The organism is Actinocatenispora thailandica (assembly GCF_016865425.1).
In the GTDB taxonomy this organism is placed as follows: Bacteria; Actinomycetota; Actinomycetes; order Mycobacteriales; family Micromonosporaceae; genus Actinocatenispora; species Actinocatenispora thailandica.
In genome coordinates this window covers 4,687,922-4,704,527 of sequence record NZ_AP023355.1, presented here as the reverse complement: position 1 = coordinate 4,704,527, position 16,606 = coordinate 4,687,922, and the positions used below count along the sequence as shown (strand labels likewise).

The 16,606-nt window shown below is 72.3% G+C and carries 12 protein-coding genes; 11 read left to right on the top strand and 1 reads right to left on the bottom strand.

The features are described 5' to 3' along the window. The first annotated feature begins 70 nt into the window (after positions 1–70). The 7 genes from Athai_RS20920 (at position 71) to Athai_RS20890 (ending at position 9,866) form a co-directional block, all read left to right on the top strand. Positions 71–2,020, top strand: coding sequence for a TIGR03960 family B12-binding radical SAM protein (locus Athai_RS20920; protein WP_203963073.1), 1,950 nt, complete (start codon positions 71–73; stop codon positions 2,018–2,020). 122 nt (positions 2,021–2,142) lie between these two features. Next, positions 2,143–2,928: a TIGR03936 family radical SAM-associated protein gene (locus Athai_RS20915; protein ID WP_203963072.1), complete on the top strand. Its 786-nt coding sequence runs from the start codon at positions 2,143–2,145 to the stop codon at positions 2,926–2,928. A 124-nt stretch (positions 2,929–3,052) separates the two neighbouring features. Continuing rightward, positions 3,053–5,956, top strand: a complete 2,904-nt coding sequence (locus tag Athai_RS20910) for an Rne/Rng family ribonuclease (RefSeq protein WP_203963071.1) — start codon at positions 3,053–3,055, stop codon at positions 5,954–5,956. A 304-nt stretch (positions 5,957–6,260) separates the two neighbouring features. Then, on the top strand, positions 6,261–6,587 hold the full coding sequence (gene rplU / locus Athai_RS20905; protein WP_203963070.1) for a 50S ribosomal protein L21: 327 nt from the start codon (positions 6,261–6,263) through the stop codon (positions 6,585–6,587). A 9-nt stretch (positions 6,588–6,596) separates the two neighbouring features. Continuing rightward, positions 6,597–6,854, top strand: a complete 258-nt coding sequence (gene rpmA, locus Athai_RS20900; RefSeq protein ID WP_203963069.1) for a 50S ribosomal protein L27 — start codon at positions 6,597–6,599, stop codon at positions 6,852–6,854. A 110-nt stretch (positions 6,855–6,964) separates the two neighbouring features. Next, complete coding sequence (gene obgE / locus Athai_RS20895; RefSeq protein ID WP_203963068.1) at positions 6,965–8,401, top strand: GTPase ObgE; 1,437 nt, start codon at positions 6,965–6,967, stop codon at positions 8,399–8,401. A gap of 259 nt (positions 8,402–8,660) precedes the next feature. Next, on the top strand, positions 8,661–9,866 hold the full coding sequence (locus Athai_RS20890; protein ID WP_203963067.1) for a DUF1444 domain-containing protein: 1,206 nt from the start codon (positions 8,661–8,663) through the stop codon (positions 9,864–9,866). A 150-nt stretch (positions 9,867–10,016) separates the two neighbouring features. Here the strand turns inward: Athai_RS20890 and Athai_RS20885 are convergent, their stop codons facing one another. Continuing rightward, the gene (locus tag Athai_RS20885; RefSeq protein ID WP_203963066.1) at positions 10,017–11,714 is read right to left on the bottom strand and encodes an MFS transporter; all 1,698 of its coding nucleotides are present in this window, start codon (positions 11,712–11,714) and stop codon (positions 10,017–10,019) included. 352 nt (positions 11,715–12,066) lie between these two features. Between Athai_RS20885 and Athai_RS20880 the strand changes: the two genes are divergently transcribed. The 4 genes from Athai_RS20880 to Athai_RS20865 all read left to right on the top strand — a co-directional run bounded on the left by Athai_RS20880 (position 12,067) and on the right by Athai_RS20865 (position 16,602). Next, complete coding sequence (locus Athai_RS20880; protein WP_239157063.1) at positions 12,067–12,900, top strand: ABC transporter permease; 834 nt, start codon at positions 12,067–12,069, stop codon at positions 12,898–12,900. Next, positions 12,893–13,702, top strand: a complete 810-nt coding sequence (locus Athai_RS20875; RefSeq protein WP_239157062.1) for an ABC transporter permease — start codon at positions 12,893–12,895, stop codon at positions 13,700–13,702. Before Athai_RS20880 ends, Athai_RS20875 begins: the two co-directional genes overlap by 8 nt. A 52-nt stretch (positions 13,703–13,754) precedes the next feature. Next, positions 13,755–14,726 (top strand): ABC transporter ATP-binding protein, encoded by a 972-nt coding sequence (locus tag Athai_RS20870; protein WP_203963064.1) that lies wholly within the window; start codon positions 13,755–13,757, stop codon positions 14,724–14,726. Between the two features lie 223 nt (positions 14,727–14,949). Then, entirely contained in the window at positions 14,950–16,602 is a 1,653-nt protein-coding gene (locus Athai_RS20865) for an ABC transporter substrate-binding protein (RefSeq protein WP_203963063.1), read from the top strand. Positions 16,603–16,606 lie beyond the last annotated feature (4 nt).

Below are 16,606 nucleotides of genomic sequence, written 5' to 3'. Positions count from 1 at the left end.
CGGACCACGGCTGGACCACGGTTCAGCAGCCGAGCACAGACCAGCAGCCGAGCACGGGAGCCCGAGAACCATGTCCGACACCGCCACCCGGCGCCCCGGCGAGAGCGTCTTCGACCGTCTCGAACCGCTGCTGCCGCAGGTGCAGAAGCCGATCCAGTACGTCGGCGGCGAGCTCGGCGCGGTCACCAAGCAGTGGGACGGCGCCGCGGTGCGGTGGGCCCTGATGTACCCCGACGCGTACGAGGTGGGCCAGCCCAACCAGGGCGTGCAGATCCTGTACGAGGTGCTCAACGAGCAGGACGACGTGCTCGCCGAGCGCACCTACTCGGTCTGGCCGGACCTGGAGGCGCTGCTGCGCGAGCACCGGGTGCCGCAGTTCACCGTCGACGCGCACCGGCCGGTCGGCGACTTCGACCTGTTCGGCGTCTCGTTCTCCACCGAGCTCGGCTACACCAACCTGCTCACCGCGCTCGACCTCGCCGGCATCCCGCTGCACGCCGCGGACCGCGACGACAGCCACCCGATCGTGCTGGCCGGCGGGCACGCCGCGTTCAACCCGGAGCCGATCGCCGACTTCCTGGACGCCGCGGTGCTCGGTGACGGCGAGGAGGCGGTGCTGGAGATCACCGACATCGTCCGCGCCTTCAAGGCCGAGGGCAGCCCGGGTGGACGCGACGAGCTGCTGCTGCGGCTGGCCCGCACCGAGTCGGTCTACGTGCCGCGCTTCTACGACGTGGAATACCTGCCGGACGGCCGGATCCAGCGCATCGTGCCGAACCGGCCGGACGTGCCGTTCCGGGTGCACAAGCGCACCACGATGGACCTGGACGCCTGGCCGTACCCGAAGAAGCCGCTGGTGCCGCTGGCCGAGACGGTGCACGAGCGGTACGCGGTGGAGATCTTCCGCGGCTGCACCCGCGGCTGCCGGTTCTGCCAGGCGGGCATGATCACCCGCCCGGTCCGGGAGCGGTCCATCACCACCATCGGCGACATGGTGGAGAACGGGCTGAAGGAGTCCGGCTTCAACGAGGTCGGGCTGCTGTCGCTGTCGTCCGCCGACCACTCCGAGATCGGCGCGGTCACGCACGGCCTGGCCGACCGGTACCAGGGGTCGAACGTCTCGCTGTCGCTGCCGTCCACCCGGGTCGACGCGTTCAACGTCGAGCTGGCCGAGGAGCTGGCCCGCAACGGCCGGCGCACCGGCCTGACGTTCGCGCCGGAGGGCGGCTCGGAGCGGATCCGCAAGGTGATCAACAAGATGGTCACCGAGGAGGACCTGATCCGCACCGTGGTCACCGCGTACTCGGGCGGCTGGCGCCAGGTCAAGCTCTACTTCATGTGCGGGCTGCCCACCGAGACCGACGACGACGTGCTGCAGATCGCCCGGCTGGCGCACGAGGTGATCACCACCGGCCGGCAGACCACCGGTAGCCGGGACATCCGTTGCACGGTGTCCATCGGCGGGTTCGTGCCGAAACCGCACACGCCGTTCCAGTGGGCCGCGATGGCCGACCCGGAGACGATCGACCGCCGGCTCAAGGCGCTGCGCGACGCGATCAACAGCAACCGGTCGCTCGGTCGCGCCATCGGCTACCGGTACCACGACGGGCGGCCCAGCCACATCGAGGGGCTGCTGTCTCGCGGCGACCGCCGGGTCGGCCGGGTCATCGAGCACGTCTGGCGCGACGGCGGCCGGTTCGACGGCTGGTCCGAGCACTTCTCGTACGACCGGTGGGTGGCGGCCTGCGACGCCGAGCTGCCGGCGCTCGGCGTGTCGCTCGCCTGGTACACCACCCGGGAGCGGCAGCAGGCCGAGGTGCTGCCCTGGGACCACCTCGACTCCGGGCTCGACTCCGACTGGCTGTGGGCCGACTGGCAGGATGCGCTGAGCGAGGTCGAGCAGGACGACTGCCGCTGGACGCCCTGCTTCGACTGCGGGGTGTGCCCGGCGATGGACACCGAGATCCAGATCGGTCCCACCGGCCGTAAGCTGCTGCCACTGACGCCGGTCAACACGTAGCGGTCCGCAGCGCAGGGCGTTCGCCCCGTTCGGGGCCGCCACGGCAGGATCCAGCACAGTCCACGAGGAGCACGACGATCAGCAGGCAACGACCCAGGCCGGACACCCAGCAGGCGCCGACGGTGCAGAAGATCCGCATCCGGTACGCCAAGCGGGGCCGCCTCGCGTTCACCTCGCACCGCGACTTCGCCCGCGCGCTGGAGCGTGCGATGCGCCGCGCGGCGGTACCGATCGCCTACTCGTCCGGGTTCAGCCCGCACCCGAAGATCTCCTACGCGTCCGCCGCGCCGACCGGTGTCGCGAGCGAGGCCGAGTACTTCGAGGTCGGCCTGCAGGCACCGGTGGACCCGGAGTGGCTGCGCGGCTCGCTCGACGCGGCGCTGCCACCCGGTCTGGACATCCTGGAGGCGGTCGAGGCGCGGACGTCCGACTTCGCCGATCGGCTCAGCGGCTCGCACTGGGTGCTCCGGCTGCCCGGGGTGCCCGATTCGACCGCCGAGGCGGCGGTGGCCGCGTTCCTCGCCGCGGACGAGGTGCCGGTCGAGCGGACGACCAAGTCCGGTCGCCGCACGATGGACGCCCGGTCGCCGGTGGTACGACTTGCGGTCACGCAGCGTGTCCCCGCGGTGGGGGAGCCCGGCGGTGAGGTGGGCAACACCACGCCGGCGCCGGCCGCCGGGGGAGTGGATGGTCCGTGTGCCATACTCGATCTAGTCGTACGGCACGTAACCCCGTCCGTACGGCCCGATGACGTCCTGGCCGGCCTGCGCGTGGTGGCCGAGCTGGCGCCGCCGGTCCCACCGAAGGTGACCAGGTTGGCGCAGGGCACGCTCACCGGGCCGGGCGAGATCATCGATCCGCTCGTGGCCGACCGTGACAGGGCAGTCAGCGGAACCCCGTCGACCTGACGGCCGGGCCGCACGGCCCGGGTAGGCAGACTTCGGGTGGCTCGGCAGAGCTGCTCGACTTGTGGACCACCCCCGCGTGGCTGCGCTCTCGCGCCCGGGGGCGGTAGAACTGGAGAACGCCCGGATGCTCGACAACGAGCCGACAGGCAGCAAGGACGCAGCGCAGGCAGCCGCGTCCGGCGCCGACCGGCCGACCGCAGACAGCCCCGCCGCGCCGGCCGCGAGCCGGACCCGCCGGCGGGCCACCCGCTCCGCGGGGCCACCCAAGCCGCTGGAGCCGGCGACGGTCGGCGGGCCGGCCAGCGAGCCGGCCGCCCACCCGGCACCCAGCACGAACGGCGGCGCCGCCGGATCGGACGACACCCCGGCAGCGACCGCCGCCACGAAGTCGCGGGGCCGCCGGGCCACCCGCCCGGCACCCGCCGATGCTGCCCCGGAGGCCGCCGTGACCAGCGCGGACACCGCCGCCGGCGGCGACGGCAGCGGCGAGGAGGCGCCACGCCGGACCCGGACCCGGAAGAAGGCGGCAGCGCCGGCCGCCGAGACCGCGGCGCCCGCCACGGACGGCGCCGCCGACGAGGCGCCGGCGCCGCGCAAGCGGGCCAGCCGCCGCCGGGCGACCGCCGGCGGCGAGAGCGGTGCGGCGGCCGAGGAGCCGACCGGTACCGCCGGACCGGCCGCGACGCCGCCGGCCGGGCGTGCCGGCAAGTCGACCGCGACGCCGCCGGCCGGCAAGCCTGCGCCGGCCGAGACCGCGGCCGAGCCGCCCGCGGAGCCCGAGCAGGGCACCTCGCGCCGGCGCCGGCGCAGCGCGGCGCCGCCGGTGCTGTTCGTGGCGCCGGAGGCGACAGCTCCGGTGACCGCGCCGGCGAGCGCGCCGGTGGCCGAGCCGGCGGGGGCGCCGGAGTCGGCGGCGGAGACCGCCGAGCCGGCACCCGAGCGGTCTCGTGGCCGCAAGAAGGCGGCACCCGAACCGGCCGAGCCGGTTCCGAGCGAGCCGGTGGCGGAGGAGGACGACGACGCCCAGGACGACGCCGACGGGCGACACCGCCGGCGCCGTGGCCGGCGCGGCCGTGGCCGCGGCAAGGGCGCGGCCGAGGAGGCCGAGTCCGCCGAGGCCGAGTCCGGCGCGACCGCCGACGCGGGTGGGCCGGCCGAGGCGGGTGCCGACGAGGAGTCGTCCGAGGGTGGCCGCCGCCGCCGGCGCCGCCGGCGCCGGGGTGCGGCCGGTGACACCGAGCCGTCGCCGGACGATCCGCCGAACACCGTGGTCAAGGTGCGCGAACCGCGCAAGGCGGTGGACGAGGTACAGGGCGTGTCGGGGTCGACCCGGCTGGAGGCCAAGCGGCAGCGCCGGCGGGACGGCCGTGAGCAGCGCCGCACCCGCCCGCCGATCCTGTCCGAGTCGGAGTTCCTGGCCCGCCGGGAGGCGGTCGACCGCAGCATGGTGGTCCGCGAGATCGGCGACCGCACCCAGATCGCGGTGCTGGAAGACAACGTGCTGGTCGAGCACTACGTGTCGCAGTCGACCAGCAACACGATGATCGGCAACGTCTACCTCGGCAAGGTGCAGAACGTCCTGCCCAGCATGGAGGCGGCGTTCATCGACATCGGCCGGGGCCGCAACGCGGTGCTCTACGCCGGCGAGGTGAACTGGGACTCGGCCGGGCTGGAGGGCCGCACCCGCGCCATCGAGCGGGCGCTCAAGCCGGGCGACAGCGTGCTGGTGCAGGTCACCAAGGACCCGATCGGGCACAAGGGCGCTCGGTTGACCAGCCACGTCACCCTGTCCGGCCGGCACCTGGTGTACGTCCCGGGTGGGCACGCCTCCGGGATCAGCCGCAAGCTGCCGGACACCGAGCGCAAGCGACTGCGGGACGCCCTCAAGCGGCTGGTCCCCGAGCACGCCGGCGTGATCGTCCGGACCGCCGCCGAGGGGGCCAGCGAGGACGAGCTGTCCCGCGACGTGACCCGGCTGCAGGCGCTGTGGGAGACGATCCAGAAGAAGTCGGCGTCCGCGTCCGCGCCGTCCCTGCTGTACGAGGAGCCCGACCTGGTGATCCGGGTCGTCCGGGACCTGTTCAACGAGGATTTCAAGGAACTGGTCGTCGCCGGTTCGGACGCCTGGCAGCTGGTGCACGAGTACGTCGAGCACGTCTCGCCCGACCTGGTCGAGCGGCTGAGCCAGCACACCGGTACCAAGGACGTGTTCACCGAGCTGCGCATCGACGAGCAGCTGCTGAAGGCACTGGACCGCAAGGTGTACCTGCCGAGCGGCGGGTCGCTGGTCATCGACCGCACCGAGGCGATGACCGTGATCGACGTCAACACCGGCAAGTTCATCGGCTCCGGCGGCAACCTGGAGGAGACGGTCACCCGCAACAACCTGGAGGCGGCCGAGGAGATCGTCCGCCAGCTGCGGTTGCGGGACGTCGGCGGCATCATCGTGATCGACTTCATCGACATGGTGCTGGAGAGCAACCGGGAGCTGGTGCTGCGCCGGCTGACCGAGTGCCTGGGCCGGGACCGGACCAAGCACCAGGTCACCGAGATCACCTCGCTCGGCCTGGTGCAGATGACCCGCAAGCGGGTCGGCCAGCCGCTGATCGACGCGTTCAGCGAGACCTGCGAGCACTGCAAGGGTCGCGGCGTGATCGTCCACCTGGAGCCGACCAAGCATGCCGGCGGCCGCGGCGCGGAGGCGTCGAAGCAGTCCGGTGACGAGGGCAAGCGCTCCGGCGAGGGCAAACGCCGTCGCAAGGACAAGGCGGACAAGGCTGCCGAGAAGGCCGGGAAGGCGCTCGACGAGGTGGCCGAGGAGCCCGTGGCGGCGGTGGCCGACGCGGCCGAGGTGCCGGAGCGGCCGGTCGCGGCGGCCGACGGCGGTTCGACTTCCGCGCCGGCCGAGGCGGCCGACGGGCCGGCCACGGTCGATGCCGAGCCCACCGAGGCCCCGGCCCGGCGCAAGCGGGCCGGTACCCGGCGGCGCAAGGCGGCCGAGGCGGAGCCGGTCACCGCGGACAGCTGAGTGCTCGGCGGGGCCGGTGCCGAGGTTCCGGCCCCGCCGGCACACCGGCACCGACCCCGGACGGTACGTTCCGGGCGGGGTGGCCGGTGTGGGCGGCGGGCACCCCATGCCGTACCCTTACCGGAGGTGCCTCGTGCGCCAGGGCCTTGCCTGCCCCGAGCCCGCATCGAGGACGCTGGATTCGCAGGCGGTGGGCGCAGCGGCGCCTCGCCTGCGAGCGCGGCAGCCCGGTACCACCACACCGCAGGAGCACCGAACTGCGGTGACACCGTGACACTGAACCACTGAAGGAGACCTGCGTCCGATGTACGCGATCGTCAAGACCGGCGGCAAGCAGTACAAGGTCGCCGAGGGCGACGTGATCGAGGTCGAGAAGCTCCAGGGTGAGCCCGGCGACACGGTGACGCTGCCCACGGTGTTGCTCGTCGACGGCGAGGGTGAGGCCACCACGGTCACCACCGACCCGGCCACGCTGGCCGAGGTCGAGGTCACCGGCGAGCTGGTCGCCCACACCAAGGGCCCCAAGATCAAGATTCACAAGTTCAAGAACAAGACCGGCTACCACAAGCGCCAGGGTCACCGCCAGCCGCTGACCCAGGTGAAGGTGACCGGCATCGAGAGCGGGAAGTAGGGCGCCGAGATGGCACACAAGAAGGGTGCGTCGAGTTCGCGCAACGGCCGCGACTCCAACGCTCAGCGGCTCGGTGTGAAGCGCTTCGGTGGTCAGCTGGTGAACGCCGGCGAGATCATCCTTCGCCAGCGCGGCACCAAGTTCCACCCGGGCGACCTGGTCGGCCGGGGCAAGGACGACACGCTGTTCGCGCTCAGCGCCGGCGCCGTGGAGTTCGGCCGCAAGCGCGGCCGTCGGGTGATCAGCATCGTTCCGGTGCAGCAGTAGCACCGATTCGAGACGTTCGCGGGCGGGCCGGACACCGGCCCGCCCGTTTTGTGTATCCGCACCCGACGCCCGGTGGGTGGTCGGATGGGGCGGGGTGAGGGAGGTCGGCGGTGACCACGTTCGTGGATCGGGCCGTACTGCACGTACAGGCCGGTAACGGTGGCCACGGCTGCATGTCGATCCACCGGGAGAAGTTCAAGCCGCTCGGTGGGCCGGACGGAGGTAACGGTGGCCGCGGCGGCGACGTCATCCTGGAGGTCGACGCCGGCGTACACACCCTGCTGGACTTCCACTACCGACCGCACCTGAAGGCCGCGAACGGCAAGCCCGGCCAGGGCTCGAACCGGGACGGCGCGCACGGCGAGGACCTGCGGGTACGGGTGCCGGACGGCACCGTGGTGCAGACCGCCGACGGCGAGGTGATCGCCGACCTGGTGGGTACCGGTACCAGCATCGTCATCGCGCACGGCGGGCGCGGCGGGCGGGGCAACGCGGCGCTGGCGAACTCCCGGCGCAAGGCGCCCGGGTTCGCCGAGCTGGGTGAGCCGGGTGAGTCGTCCGACGTGGTCGTGGAGCTCAAGAGCGTCGCCGACGTCGGCCTGGTCGGGTTCCCCAGTGCGGGCAAGTCGTCGCTGATCTCGGTGCTGTCCGCGGCCCGGCCGAAGATCGCGGACTACCCGTTCACCACGCTGCAGCCCAACCTCGGGGTGGTGCGCGCCGGTGACGTCACGTTCACCATCGCCGACGTCCCGGGGCTGATCCCGGGCGCCGCCACCGGCAAGGGTCTCGGCCTGGACTTCCTGCGCCACATCGAGCGGTGCGCGGTGCTGGTGCACGTGGTGGACCTGGCGACCGAGGAACCGGGCCGGGATCCGGCCAGCGACATCGACGCGATCGAGGCGGAGCTGGCGGCGTACGGCGGGTTGGCCGACCGGCCGCGCATCGTGGCGCTGAACAAGCTGGACGTGCCGCACGGGCGGGAGCTGGCCGAGATCGTGGCGGCCGACCTGGCCGGGCGCGGGTGGCCGATCTTCGAGGTGTCCGCGGCGACCCGGGAGGGGCTGCGACCGTTCACGTTCGCGCTGGCCGACGCGGTCCGGCAGTACCGGCAGGAGCATCCGCCGACCGAGCCGACCCGGATCGTGCTGCGGCCCGCCGCGGTGGACGAGAGCCACTTCGACGTCGCCGTCGATGCCGACGGGGTGTTCGTGGTGACCGGGCCGCGGCCGGAACGCTGGGTGCGGCAGACCGACTTCTCCAACAACGAGGCGATCGGCTACCTGGCCGACCGGCTGGCCCGGCTGGGCGTGGAGGACGCGCTGGCCAAGGCGGGCGCGCAGCCCGGCGCGCCGGTCCGGATCGGCGCGACCGAGTTCGACTGGGAGCCGACGCTGTTCTCCGACAAGGACTTCGTTCCGGGCCGGCTGGGTACCGACTACCGGTTGGACGACGACGGACGGGTCGGGGCCGACGAGCGGCTGGCGGCACGCAAGGCTCGCCGGCAGCACGTCGAGGTCGACGGCGAGTGGATCGACGAGGACGGCTGAGCGGCCCTCCGGCGCCCCGGCCGCGGGACCGCCGGCGCCCCGGCTTTCGGGCCGGCGGTGTACCGGCTGGTGGCGGGCGCGACGCGGGCCGGTGGGTCGCGGGGTCGGCCGGGTGGTGGAGGACGGCGGTGGCGACCGCCGGGTACGGTGCGAAGGTCTGTACGGATCGACGGTCCGTACGCGGGGGCGCGGCGACGGCCCCGCGACAACGCACGGGAGGCGGTAGATGGGCGGCGGCCTGGCGCGGCGGGGCGGATCGATGCAGGATCGGTTCGGTGCCGAGCTGCTCGACAGATTCCGCGCCAGCCGCGGCGTGACCGACAGCTGGTACTCCGCGGAGCGGTTCGCGATCGGCTACCGGCGCAGCGCCGGCGGGGTGGTGAGCTGGGCGTTCCTCGGCACGCTCTACGCGGAGTGCGCCGGCCTGGCCGGTGACCGGCGGGACGCGATGCTGGCACGCTACGTGGCACGGATGACCGAGCCGGTCTCGGTGCCGACCCGCTGGGCGGAGGCGGCACCGCTGCTGCGCCCCCTGCTGTACGGCACGGCCCGCGGTCGCTGGGTGCCCGGCGCACCGCGGCGGCCGGAGGCCGAACTGCTGCGCCGTCCCGCGCTGCCGCTGCTGGACGAGGTCGTGGTGGTCGACCTGCCCACCACCATCGGCTACGTCAGCACCGATCTGGTGGCCTCCTGGGGGGTGTCCGCGGGCGAGGTGTTCGCGACCGCGGCGGCAAATCTCGCCGCGGTGCCGGGGGATCGGGCGGCGGGCCAGCCGTCCGGCGCCCCGGCGCTGCTGCGGTTCGTCGACGACGGCAGCTCGTACTGGGTGTCCCGGTTGCTGCTGGATGGCTGGCTGGCGAGTTTCGAGGCGCGGCTGGGCGCCCGGCCGGTGGCGTTCGCGCCGGACCGGGACTGCCTGCTGATAGTGGCCGACGGCCCGCAGCTCGCGGACGTGTTCGACCTGGTCGCGGCCGAGTTCCGGGGTGCCACCCGGCCGGTGTCGCCGGCCGGGTACACGGTGGACGACGCCGGCCGCGTGGTGCCGTACCAGCCGCCGCCCGGGCACCCGGCGCACCTTGCCGCGATGCGGGCCGACCGGTGGCTCGCCGCCGAGGCGTACGACGTGCAGGCGGATCTGCTGCGCGCGCACTGGCCGGTGGCGCGGCAGGTGTCGGTCGCGAGTTACCTGTTGGCCGAGCCGGTCGACGGGGCCGCGCCGTCGGTGAGTACCTGGCGGCAGGACGTCGCCACCCTGCTGCCGGAGACCGATCAGGTCGCGCTGGTCAGCGCGGACCGGCGGCAGTCCTGGCTGGTCGGCTGGGACGAGCTGGTCCGGGCGGTGGCGCCGTTGCGGGTGCCGGGGCTGGCGCCGCCGCGGTTCCGGGTGCAGCAGTGGCCGCAGGGCGAGCAGCTGCGGGCGTTGCTCGCCGGCGCCGCGCACCAGACCGACGGCGCGCACGGCTGATCCCCGAGGCCGGCGTGGTCGTTCGGCCGTCGACGGGCCGTCGGCGGCGTGGTCGTTCGGATGGCGACGGGCCGTCGGCGGCGTGGTCGTTCTGATGTGCGCACGGCTCGAGCTTCCGGGCCGGGCGGCGACCGGCCGCCGACGCCGCGATCATTCGGCGGGCTCGGCCGTGGCGGCGTCGACGGCGGGCGCCGTGGCGGCGCGCGATCGGCTGCGGCGCTTGATGAACAGGCAGCTGAGCGCGGCCAGTACGAGGACCCCGATGGGCAGGATCAGGGTGGGGCGCATCGCGTCGACGTAGCCGACGTGGAACGTGTCGGCGGCGATCTGTTTGAGCTGCTCGACGGCCTGCTGGGGCATCCCGGGCGGCGCCTTGACCTGGCTCTGCCGGCTGCCCACGTCCAGCCCGCCGGACGAGTGCGAGAACCCGGCGACGAACTGCGCGCGGAACTGCGGCGGGACCTTGTCGGCGTGCGCCTGGGCGGACGCGGCGAGCTTGCTGGACAGCTGCGCCTGCAGCAGCGCGCCGACCGCGGCGCTGCCGACCACGGCGCCGAGCTGCCGGGTGGTGTTGAAGACGCCGGAGGCGGCGCCGGACAGCGCGGCGGGGATGTTGCGCATCGCCACGGTGGTCATCGGCGCGAAGATGCAGCCCATCCCGAGGCCGGAGATCAGCAGCCCGGGCAGGAACGTCCACCGGGAACTGTCTACTGTGGACTGCTGCAGGATCAGTGCCATCCCGGCGGCGAACAGCAGCAGCCCGGCGAACAGGATGTACTTGCCGCCGATCCGGTCGGCGAGCCGGCCCGCGAACGGCGCGACCACCAGCGAGACCAGCGACATCGGCGCGATCGTCAGCCCGGCGTCGAACGCCGAGAGCCCGAGCACCGACTGCAGGTAGATCGTGATCGGCAGGAACAGTCCCATCATCCCGAACGACATGGCCATCGCGACGAAGTTCATCAGCGAGTAGTTGCGGTCCCGCAGGATGGTGAACGGCACCAGCGGCTCGTTCTTCCGGCGGGTGTCCGGTTGCTCCGGGTCGACCGGACCGGCCCGCCCCGGCCGGCGACGGGGCCGCTCGCGACCCGCGAGGTACTGGGTGATCAGGAAGACGATCACCAGCGCGATGCCGACCGCGATGATCAGCGGGATGGACACGAAGTGCCAGACCCTGCCCCAGTGGTACTTCTCCCCTTCGATCAGCCCGTACGTGACGAGGAACAGCGCCACCGTGATCAGCGCCGTACCGACGACGTCGAGGCGGTGCTGGCGGTGCTCGGCGATGTTCGGGACGAGGAACGTCGCCAGGAAGAAGCCGACGATGCCGATCGGCACGTTCAGGTAGAAGATCCACTCCCAGCTGGCGTACGTGATGAGCAGCCCGCCGAGCGTCGGCCCGGCGATGGCCGCCACCCCGGCGACCGCACCCCACACGCCGAACGCGGCACCGCGGCGTTCCGGCGGGAAGATCCGGTTGATGATGGCGAGCGTCTGCGGGCTCAGCAGCGCGCCGCCCACGCCCTGCACCAGCCGGGCGGCGATCAGCTGGTCGGGGTTGCGGGCCAGTCCGCAGGCGGCCGAGGCGAGCACGAACACCACCAGGCCGATCAGGTAGATCCGTTTGCCGCCGAACATGTCGCCGAGCCGGCCGGCGGTGATCAGCAGTACCGCGTAGACCAGCACGTACCCGCTCTGGATCCAGAGGATGTCGTCGAGCGAGGCGGTCAGCCCGTCGCTGATCGCCGGCACCGCGATCGTCACGATCGTGGTGTCCAGCAGGATCATGAAGAACCCGAGGCACAGCGCGATCAGCACGGCCCACGGATTGCCCTTGAACCTCGACATGTCGCCGATCCCCCCGTGTTCCGGCCGGGTGGCAGGGTGGTGTCATGGCGCGGCCGGCACTCCACGGTATATCGACGTTCGTCGGTTTCGTGGCCCGAACCGGAGCATCGCCGCACCCCGGCGAGCGCTGCCGCCGGAAATATCGGCTGTACGCGCGGTCCGGGAGCGGGTAGGCTCTCCGGGCTTGCCCGGGGTGTGGCCGGCCGGCGAAGCTGCGTCGCGCAGCGTTCGGCGCCACGAAGCCAAGAGCGGGCTCCTCAATCCGCGATGCGATCCGCGACGAGCCTGCCCCCGGTAACCCTGCCGTCGGCGTCCGCGCGCAGACGCGTCGATTCCGATGACGGAGGGGCGAATGGGCATCGATGTGCCCTGGCCGCGGCCAGGGACGTTCCGTACCTCGCTCGCGCTGGCCGGCGCGGGTTTCCGGCGCTGGGCGACCTACCGGCAGGCCATGCTGGCCGGCGCGTTCACGAACACGATCTTCGGCTTCCTGCGCTGCTCGGTGATGCTCGCGGTGGCCGGTGGGGCGGGCGGCGTCGCGGCCGGCTACCGCGGCCCGCAGCTGGTCACGTACGTGTGGGTCGGGCAGGGGCTGCTCGCGGTGGTGCAGCTGTGGGGCTGGACCGAGCTGGCCGACCGGGTCCGCACCGGTGACGTGCAGTCCGACCTGCTGCGGCCGATCCACCCGGTGCTGACCTACCTGACCGCCGACCTGGGCCGGGCCGGCTTCGCGATGTGCACCCGGTTCGCGGCACCGCTGGTGGTCGGCGCGCTGGCGTTCCAGCTGTACGTCCCGCACCGCCTCGCGACCTACCCGCTGGCGCTCGTCAGCGTGTTCGCCGCGACGGTGGTCTCGTTCGGGGTGCGCTACCTGGTCAACCTCACCTCGTTCTGGCTGCTGGACATCCGCGGGGTGCTGGTCGCCTGGCTGCTGTGCGCGAACGTGCTGACCGGGCTGTACTTCCCGCTGGCGTTCCTGCCCGGCTGGTTGCAGCCGATCCTGTGGTACGGCACGCCGTTCCCGTCGATCCTGCAGGCACCGGTGGACGTGCTGGTGGAGCGCGGCACGGCGGCGCACCAGCTGTCGATCGTCGCGGTACAGCTGGGTTGGGCCGCCGCGGTGCTGGCGCTGTCGGTGCTGGTGCAGCGGCGGGCCGAGCGCCGCCTGGTGGTGCAGGGTGGCTGACCGCGGACGGGTGAGCGCCTACCGCGCGCTGCTGGCGGCGCAGGTGCGGGCGCAGACCCAGTACCGGTTCTCGTTCTGGCTGGACGCGGTGTCCTCCTCGGTGGTGTCGCTGCTGGACATCGTCGCGGTGCTGGTGCTGTTCCGGGCCACCCCGGCGTTGGGCGGGTTCTCGGTGGCGCAGTGCCTGCTGATCGCGTCGCTGTGCAACGTGGCGTTCTCGCTCGCGGACGCGGTGGTGGGCAACATCGACACGATGCGGCAGTACATCCGGACCGGCCGGCTGGACTCGATCCTGCTGCGCCCGATGGGGGTGCTGCCGCAGCTGGTGTTCGGCGACTTCGCGCCGCGGCGGCTGGGCCGGGTGTTGCAGAGCGGCCTGGTGCTGGCCGCGACGCTGGCCTGGATCGATCCACAGTGGACGGTTGGCCGGGTGGTACTGGTGCTGGCGGCGCCGCTGGCCGGCGCGGTGATCTTCGCGTCGGTGTTCGTCGCCGGTTCCACGGTGGCGTTCTGGTTCGTCGAGTCCGGCGAGTTCGCGAACGCGTTCACCTACGGCGGCCGGGACTTCACGCTGTACCCGATCTCGCTGTACCCGGGCTGGTTCCGGAAGGTCTTCGCGTACGGGTTGGGTTTCGCGTTCGTCGCCTACTACCCGGCGCTGGCGCTGCTCGGGGTGCCCGATCCGCTCGGCGCGCCGGCCGCGCTGGCCTGGTGCTCGCCGCTGGTCGCGGTACCGGCGGTGCTCGCCGCGGCGCTGGTCTGGCGGGTCGGGGTGCGCCACTACCGGTCCACCGGATCGTGACGGATCCGGTGCGGCACAACGATCATCACGCACGAACGGGAAGGGAGCGAGGGTGGCACTGATCGAGACGCGCGGGCTGCGCAAGGAGTTCGTGGTGCGGCGCAAGGTCGGCCGGTTGCGCCGGGAGCGGCGGGTCACCGCTGCGGTGCACGGCGTCGACCTGTCCATCGAGGCGGGGGAGATGGTCGGCTACATCGGCCCGAACGGCGCCGGCAAGTCGACCACACTGAAGATGCTCACCGGCGTGCTGAGCCCGTCCGCCGGCGAGGTACGGGTGTGCGGCCTGCGGCCGGTGGCGGCGCGCACCCGGCTGGCGCTGCGGATCGGCGTGGTGTTCGGCCAGCGCTCGCAGCTGTGGTGGGACCTGCCGCTGGCCGAGTCGTTCCGGCTGCTGCGGCACGTGTACCGGGTGCCGGCGGCCGAGCACTCTGCCCGGCTGGCGCGCTGCCGCCGGCTGCTGGAGCTGGACGAGTTCCTGGACACCCCGGTCCGGCAGCTCTCGCTGGGGCAGCGGATGCGCGGCGAGATCACCGCGGCGCTGCTGCACGCACCGCGGATCCTGTTCCTGGACGAGCCGACGATCGGGCTGGACGTGGTGAGCAAGCAGTCGGTGCGGGCGTTCCTGGCCGAGCTGGGCGCCGCCGGTGACACCACGCTGATGCTGACCACGCACGACCTGGCCGACATCGAACGGCTGTGCCGCCGGCTGGTGGTGATCGATCACGGCCGGGTGGTGCACGACGGCACGCTCGGTGAGCTGCACGCCCGGTACGAGTCGCGCCGGCGGGTGGTGGCCGAGCTCGACGCGCCGTGGGACGGTGCCGCGGCCCCGGCCGGTACCAGCATCGAGGCGGTCGAGGCGGACGCACACCGAGTGACGTTCGCACTGCACACGGCGACCGCGGGGGAGCTGATCGCGAGTCTCGCTGCGGGCGGTGCGTTGCGCGACGTGTCGGTGTTGGAGCCGGACATCGAGGACGTGGTGTCCCGGCTGTACGCGGCGCCGGAGCCGACTCGCTCGTAGCGGGCGGGTGCCGGGATCTCGCCCGGTCCCGGTTCCTCGCTGGGGTTCCGGTCCCGCCAGGTGGACCAACACACGCGGCAAGGTTCGTTAATCATTGACTAACTGCGGTTGATGTAAGAAACTTTCCGGCCAAGAGGTCGTGTGGGTGTGCATGCCCGTCCGCCGGCCTGCGGAAGTGTGTGGGTACATCGTTGCGGAGAAGGTTCCGCCGGGAGGAACGACGATGAGTGCAGACGCGACGATCCGCGACGCGGCGACGCAGGTGCGGCTGTCGCGCCGGACGCTGTTCGGTGCGGCGGCCGGTGTCGGGCTCGCCGCCACGCTGGCCGGCTGCGGCGGCGACGACGCGACCGGCTCCGGTACGGGCAAACCGCTGGTCGTGCACGTCAACGACACCGGCTCCTGGCAGCGCAACTTCAACCCGTACGCGGTGACCCAGAACACCGGCACCATCGGGCTGTTCTACGAGCCGCTGCTGTTCTTCAACAAGCTCAAGCCCAACGACATCACGCCGTGGCTCGCCACCAAGTACTCCTGGAGCGAGGACGGCAAGACGCTGCGGATGACGATCCGCAAGGACGTCAAGTGGAGCGACGGCAAGCCGCTGACCGTCGACGACGTGGTGTTCACCTACCAGTCGATGATCGACACACCGGCGCTGAACCGGGGCGGCGTCGAGCTGTCCGGGGTCAAGGCCGACGGCGACGAGGTGGTGTTCACCTTCCCGTCCACCTCGTTCACCAAGCTGTGGAACCTCGCCGGCCAGATCGGCATCGTGCCCAAGCACCTACTGTCCGGCAAGAAGCTCGACACCTTCACCAACCCGAACCCGGTCGGCACCGGCCCGTTCACGCTCAGCTCGTTCTCCTCGCAGGTCTACCAGGTCAAGGCGAACCCGAAGTACTGGAAGGGCAAGCCGGCGGTGCCGCTGGTCAAGTTCCCGGCCTACACCGCCAACGCGGTGCAGACCGGCCTGCAGACCGGTGAGATCGACTGGGCCAGCGCGTTCGTACCGGACCTGAAGAAGATCTACGAGCGGAACGACCCGGAGCACAACAAGCACTACTTCCCCTCCGAGGGCCTGAACGCGCTGATGGTCAACACCGCCAAGGCGCCGTTCGACTCACTGGAGGTACGCCAGGCGGTCAGCCTCGCGGTCGACCGGGACCGGATCGTCAAGTCCGCCGAGCGCGGCTACGTCGAGCCGGCCCACCCGTCCGGGCTGCCGATGCCGGCCGACGCCGACTGGGTACCGGCGAAGTACCAGGACGCGAAGTTCACCGTCGACACGGCCAAGGCCAGGCAACTGCTGTCCAAGGCCGGGTACGGCAGCAAGAAGCTGAAGTTCGAGCTGCTGGTGCCGTCGCCCTACACCGACTTCGTCAACGCGGCGCAGCTGATGAAGGAGGACCTGGCCAAGGTCGGCATCGACATGACGGTGCGCGGTGTGGCCATCCAGGACTGGGTGGCGAAGGTCGGCAAGGGCGACTTCGACGTGACGCTGCGCGGCGCGGTGGCCGGCCCGACCCCGTTCTATCTCTACCGGGTGATGCTCGCCAGCGCGCTGACCAAGCCGATCGGGCAGCAGGCCACCGGCAACTACGGCCGCTGGAAGGACAAGCACACCGACGAGCTGCTCGCCGCGTACGAGGGGACCAACGACGAGGCGAAGCAGCAGGCGGCGGTGCAGGGCCTGGCGACCGTGATGATCGAGCAGCTGCCGGTGATCCCGCTGTTCGGCAGCCCGTCCTGGTCGCTGTACCGGACGACGAAGTACACCGGCTGGCCGAGCGAGCAGAACCCGTACGCGATGCCGTCGCCGGCGACCTCGCCGGACATGGCACAGGTGCTGCTGCACCTCAAGCCCGTCAAGTGAGGCA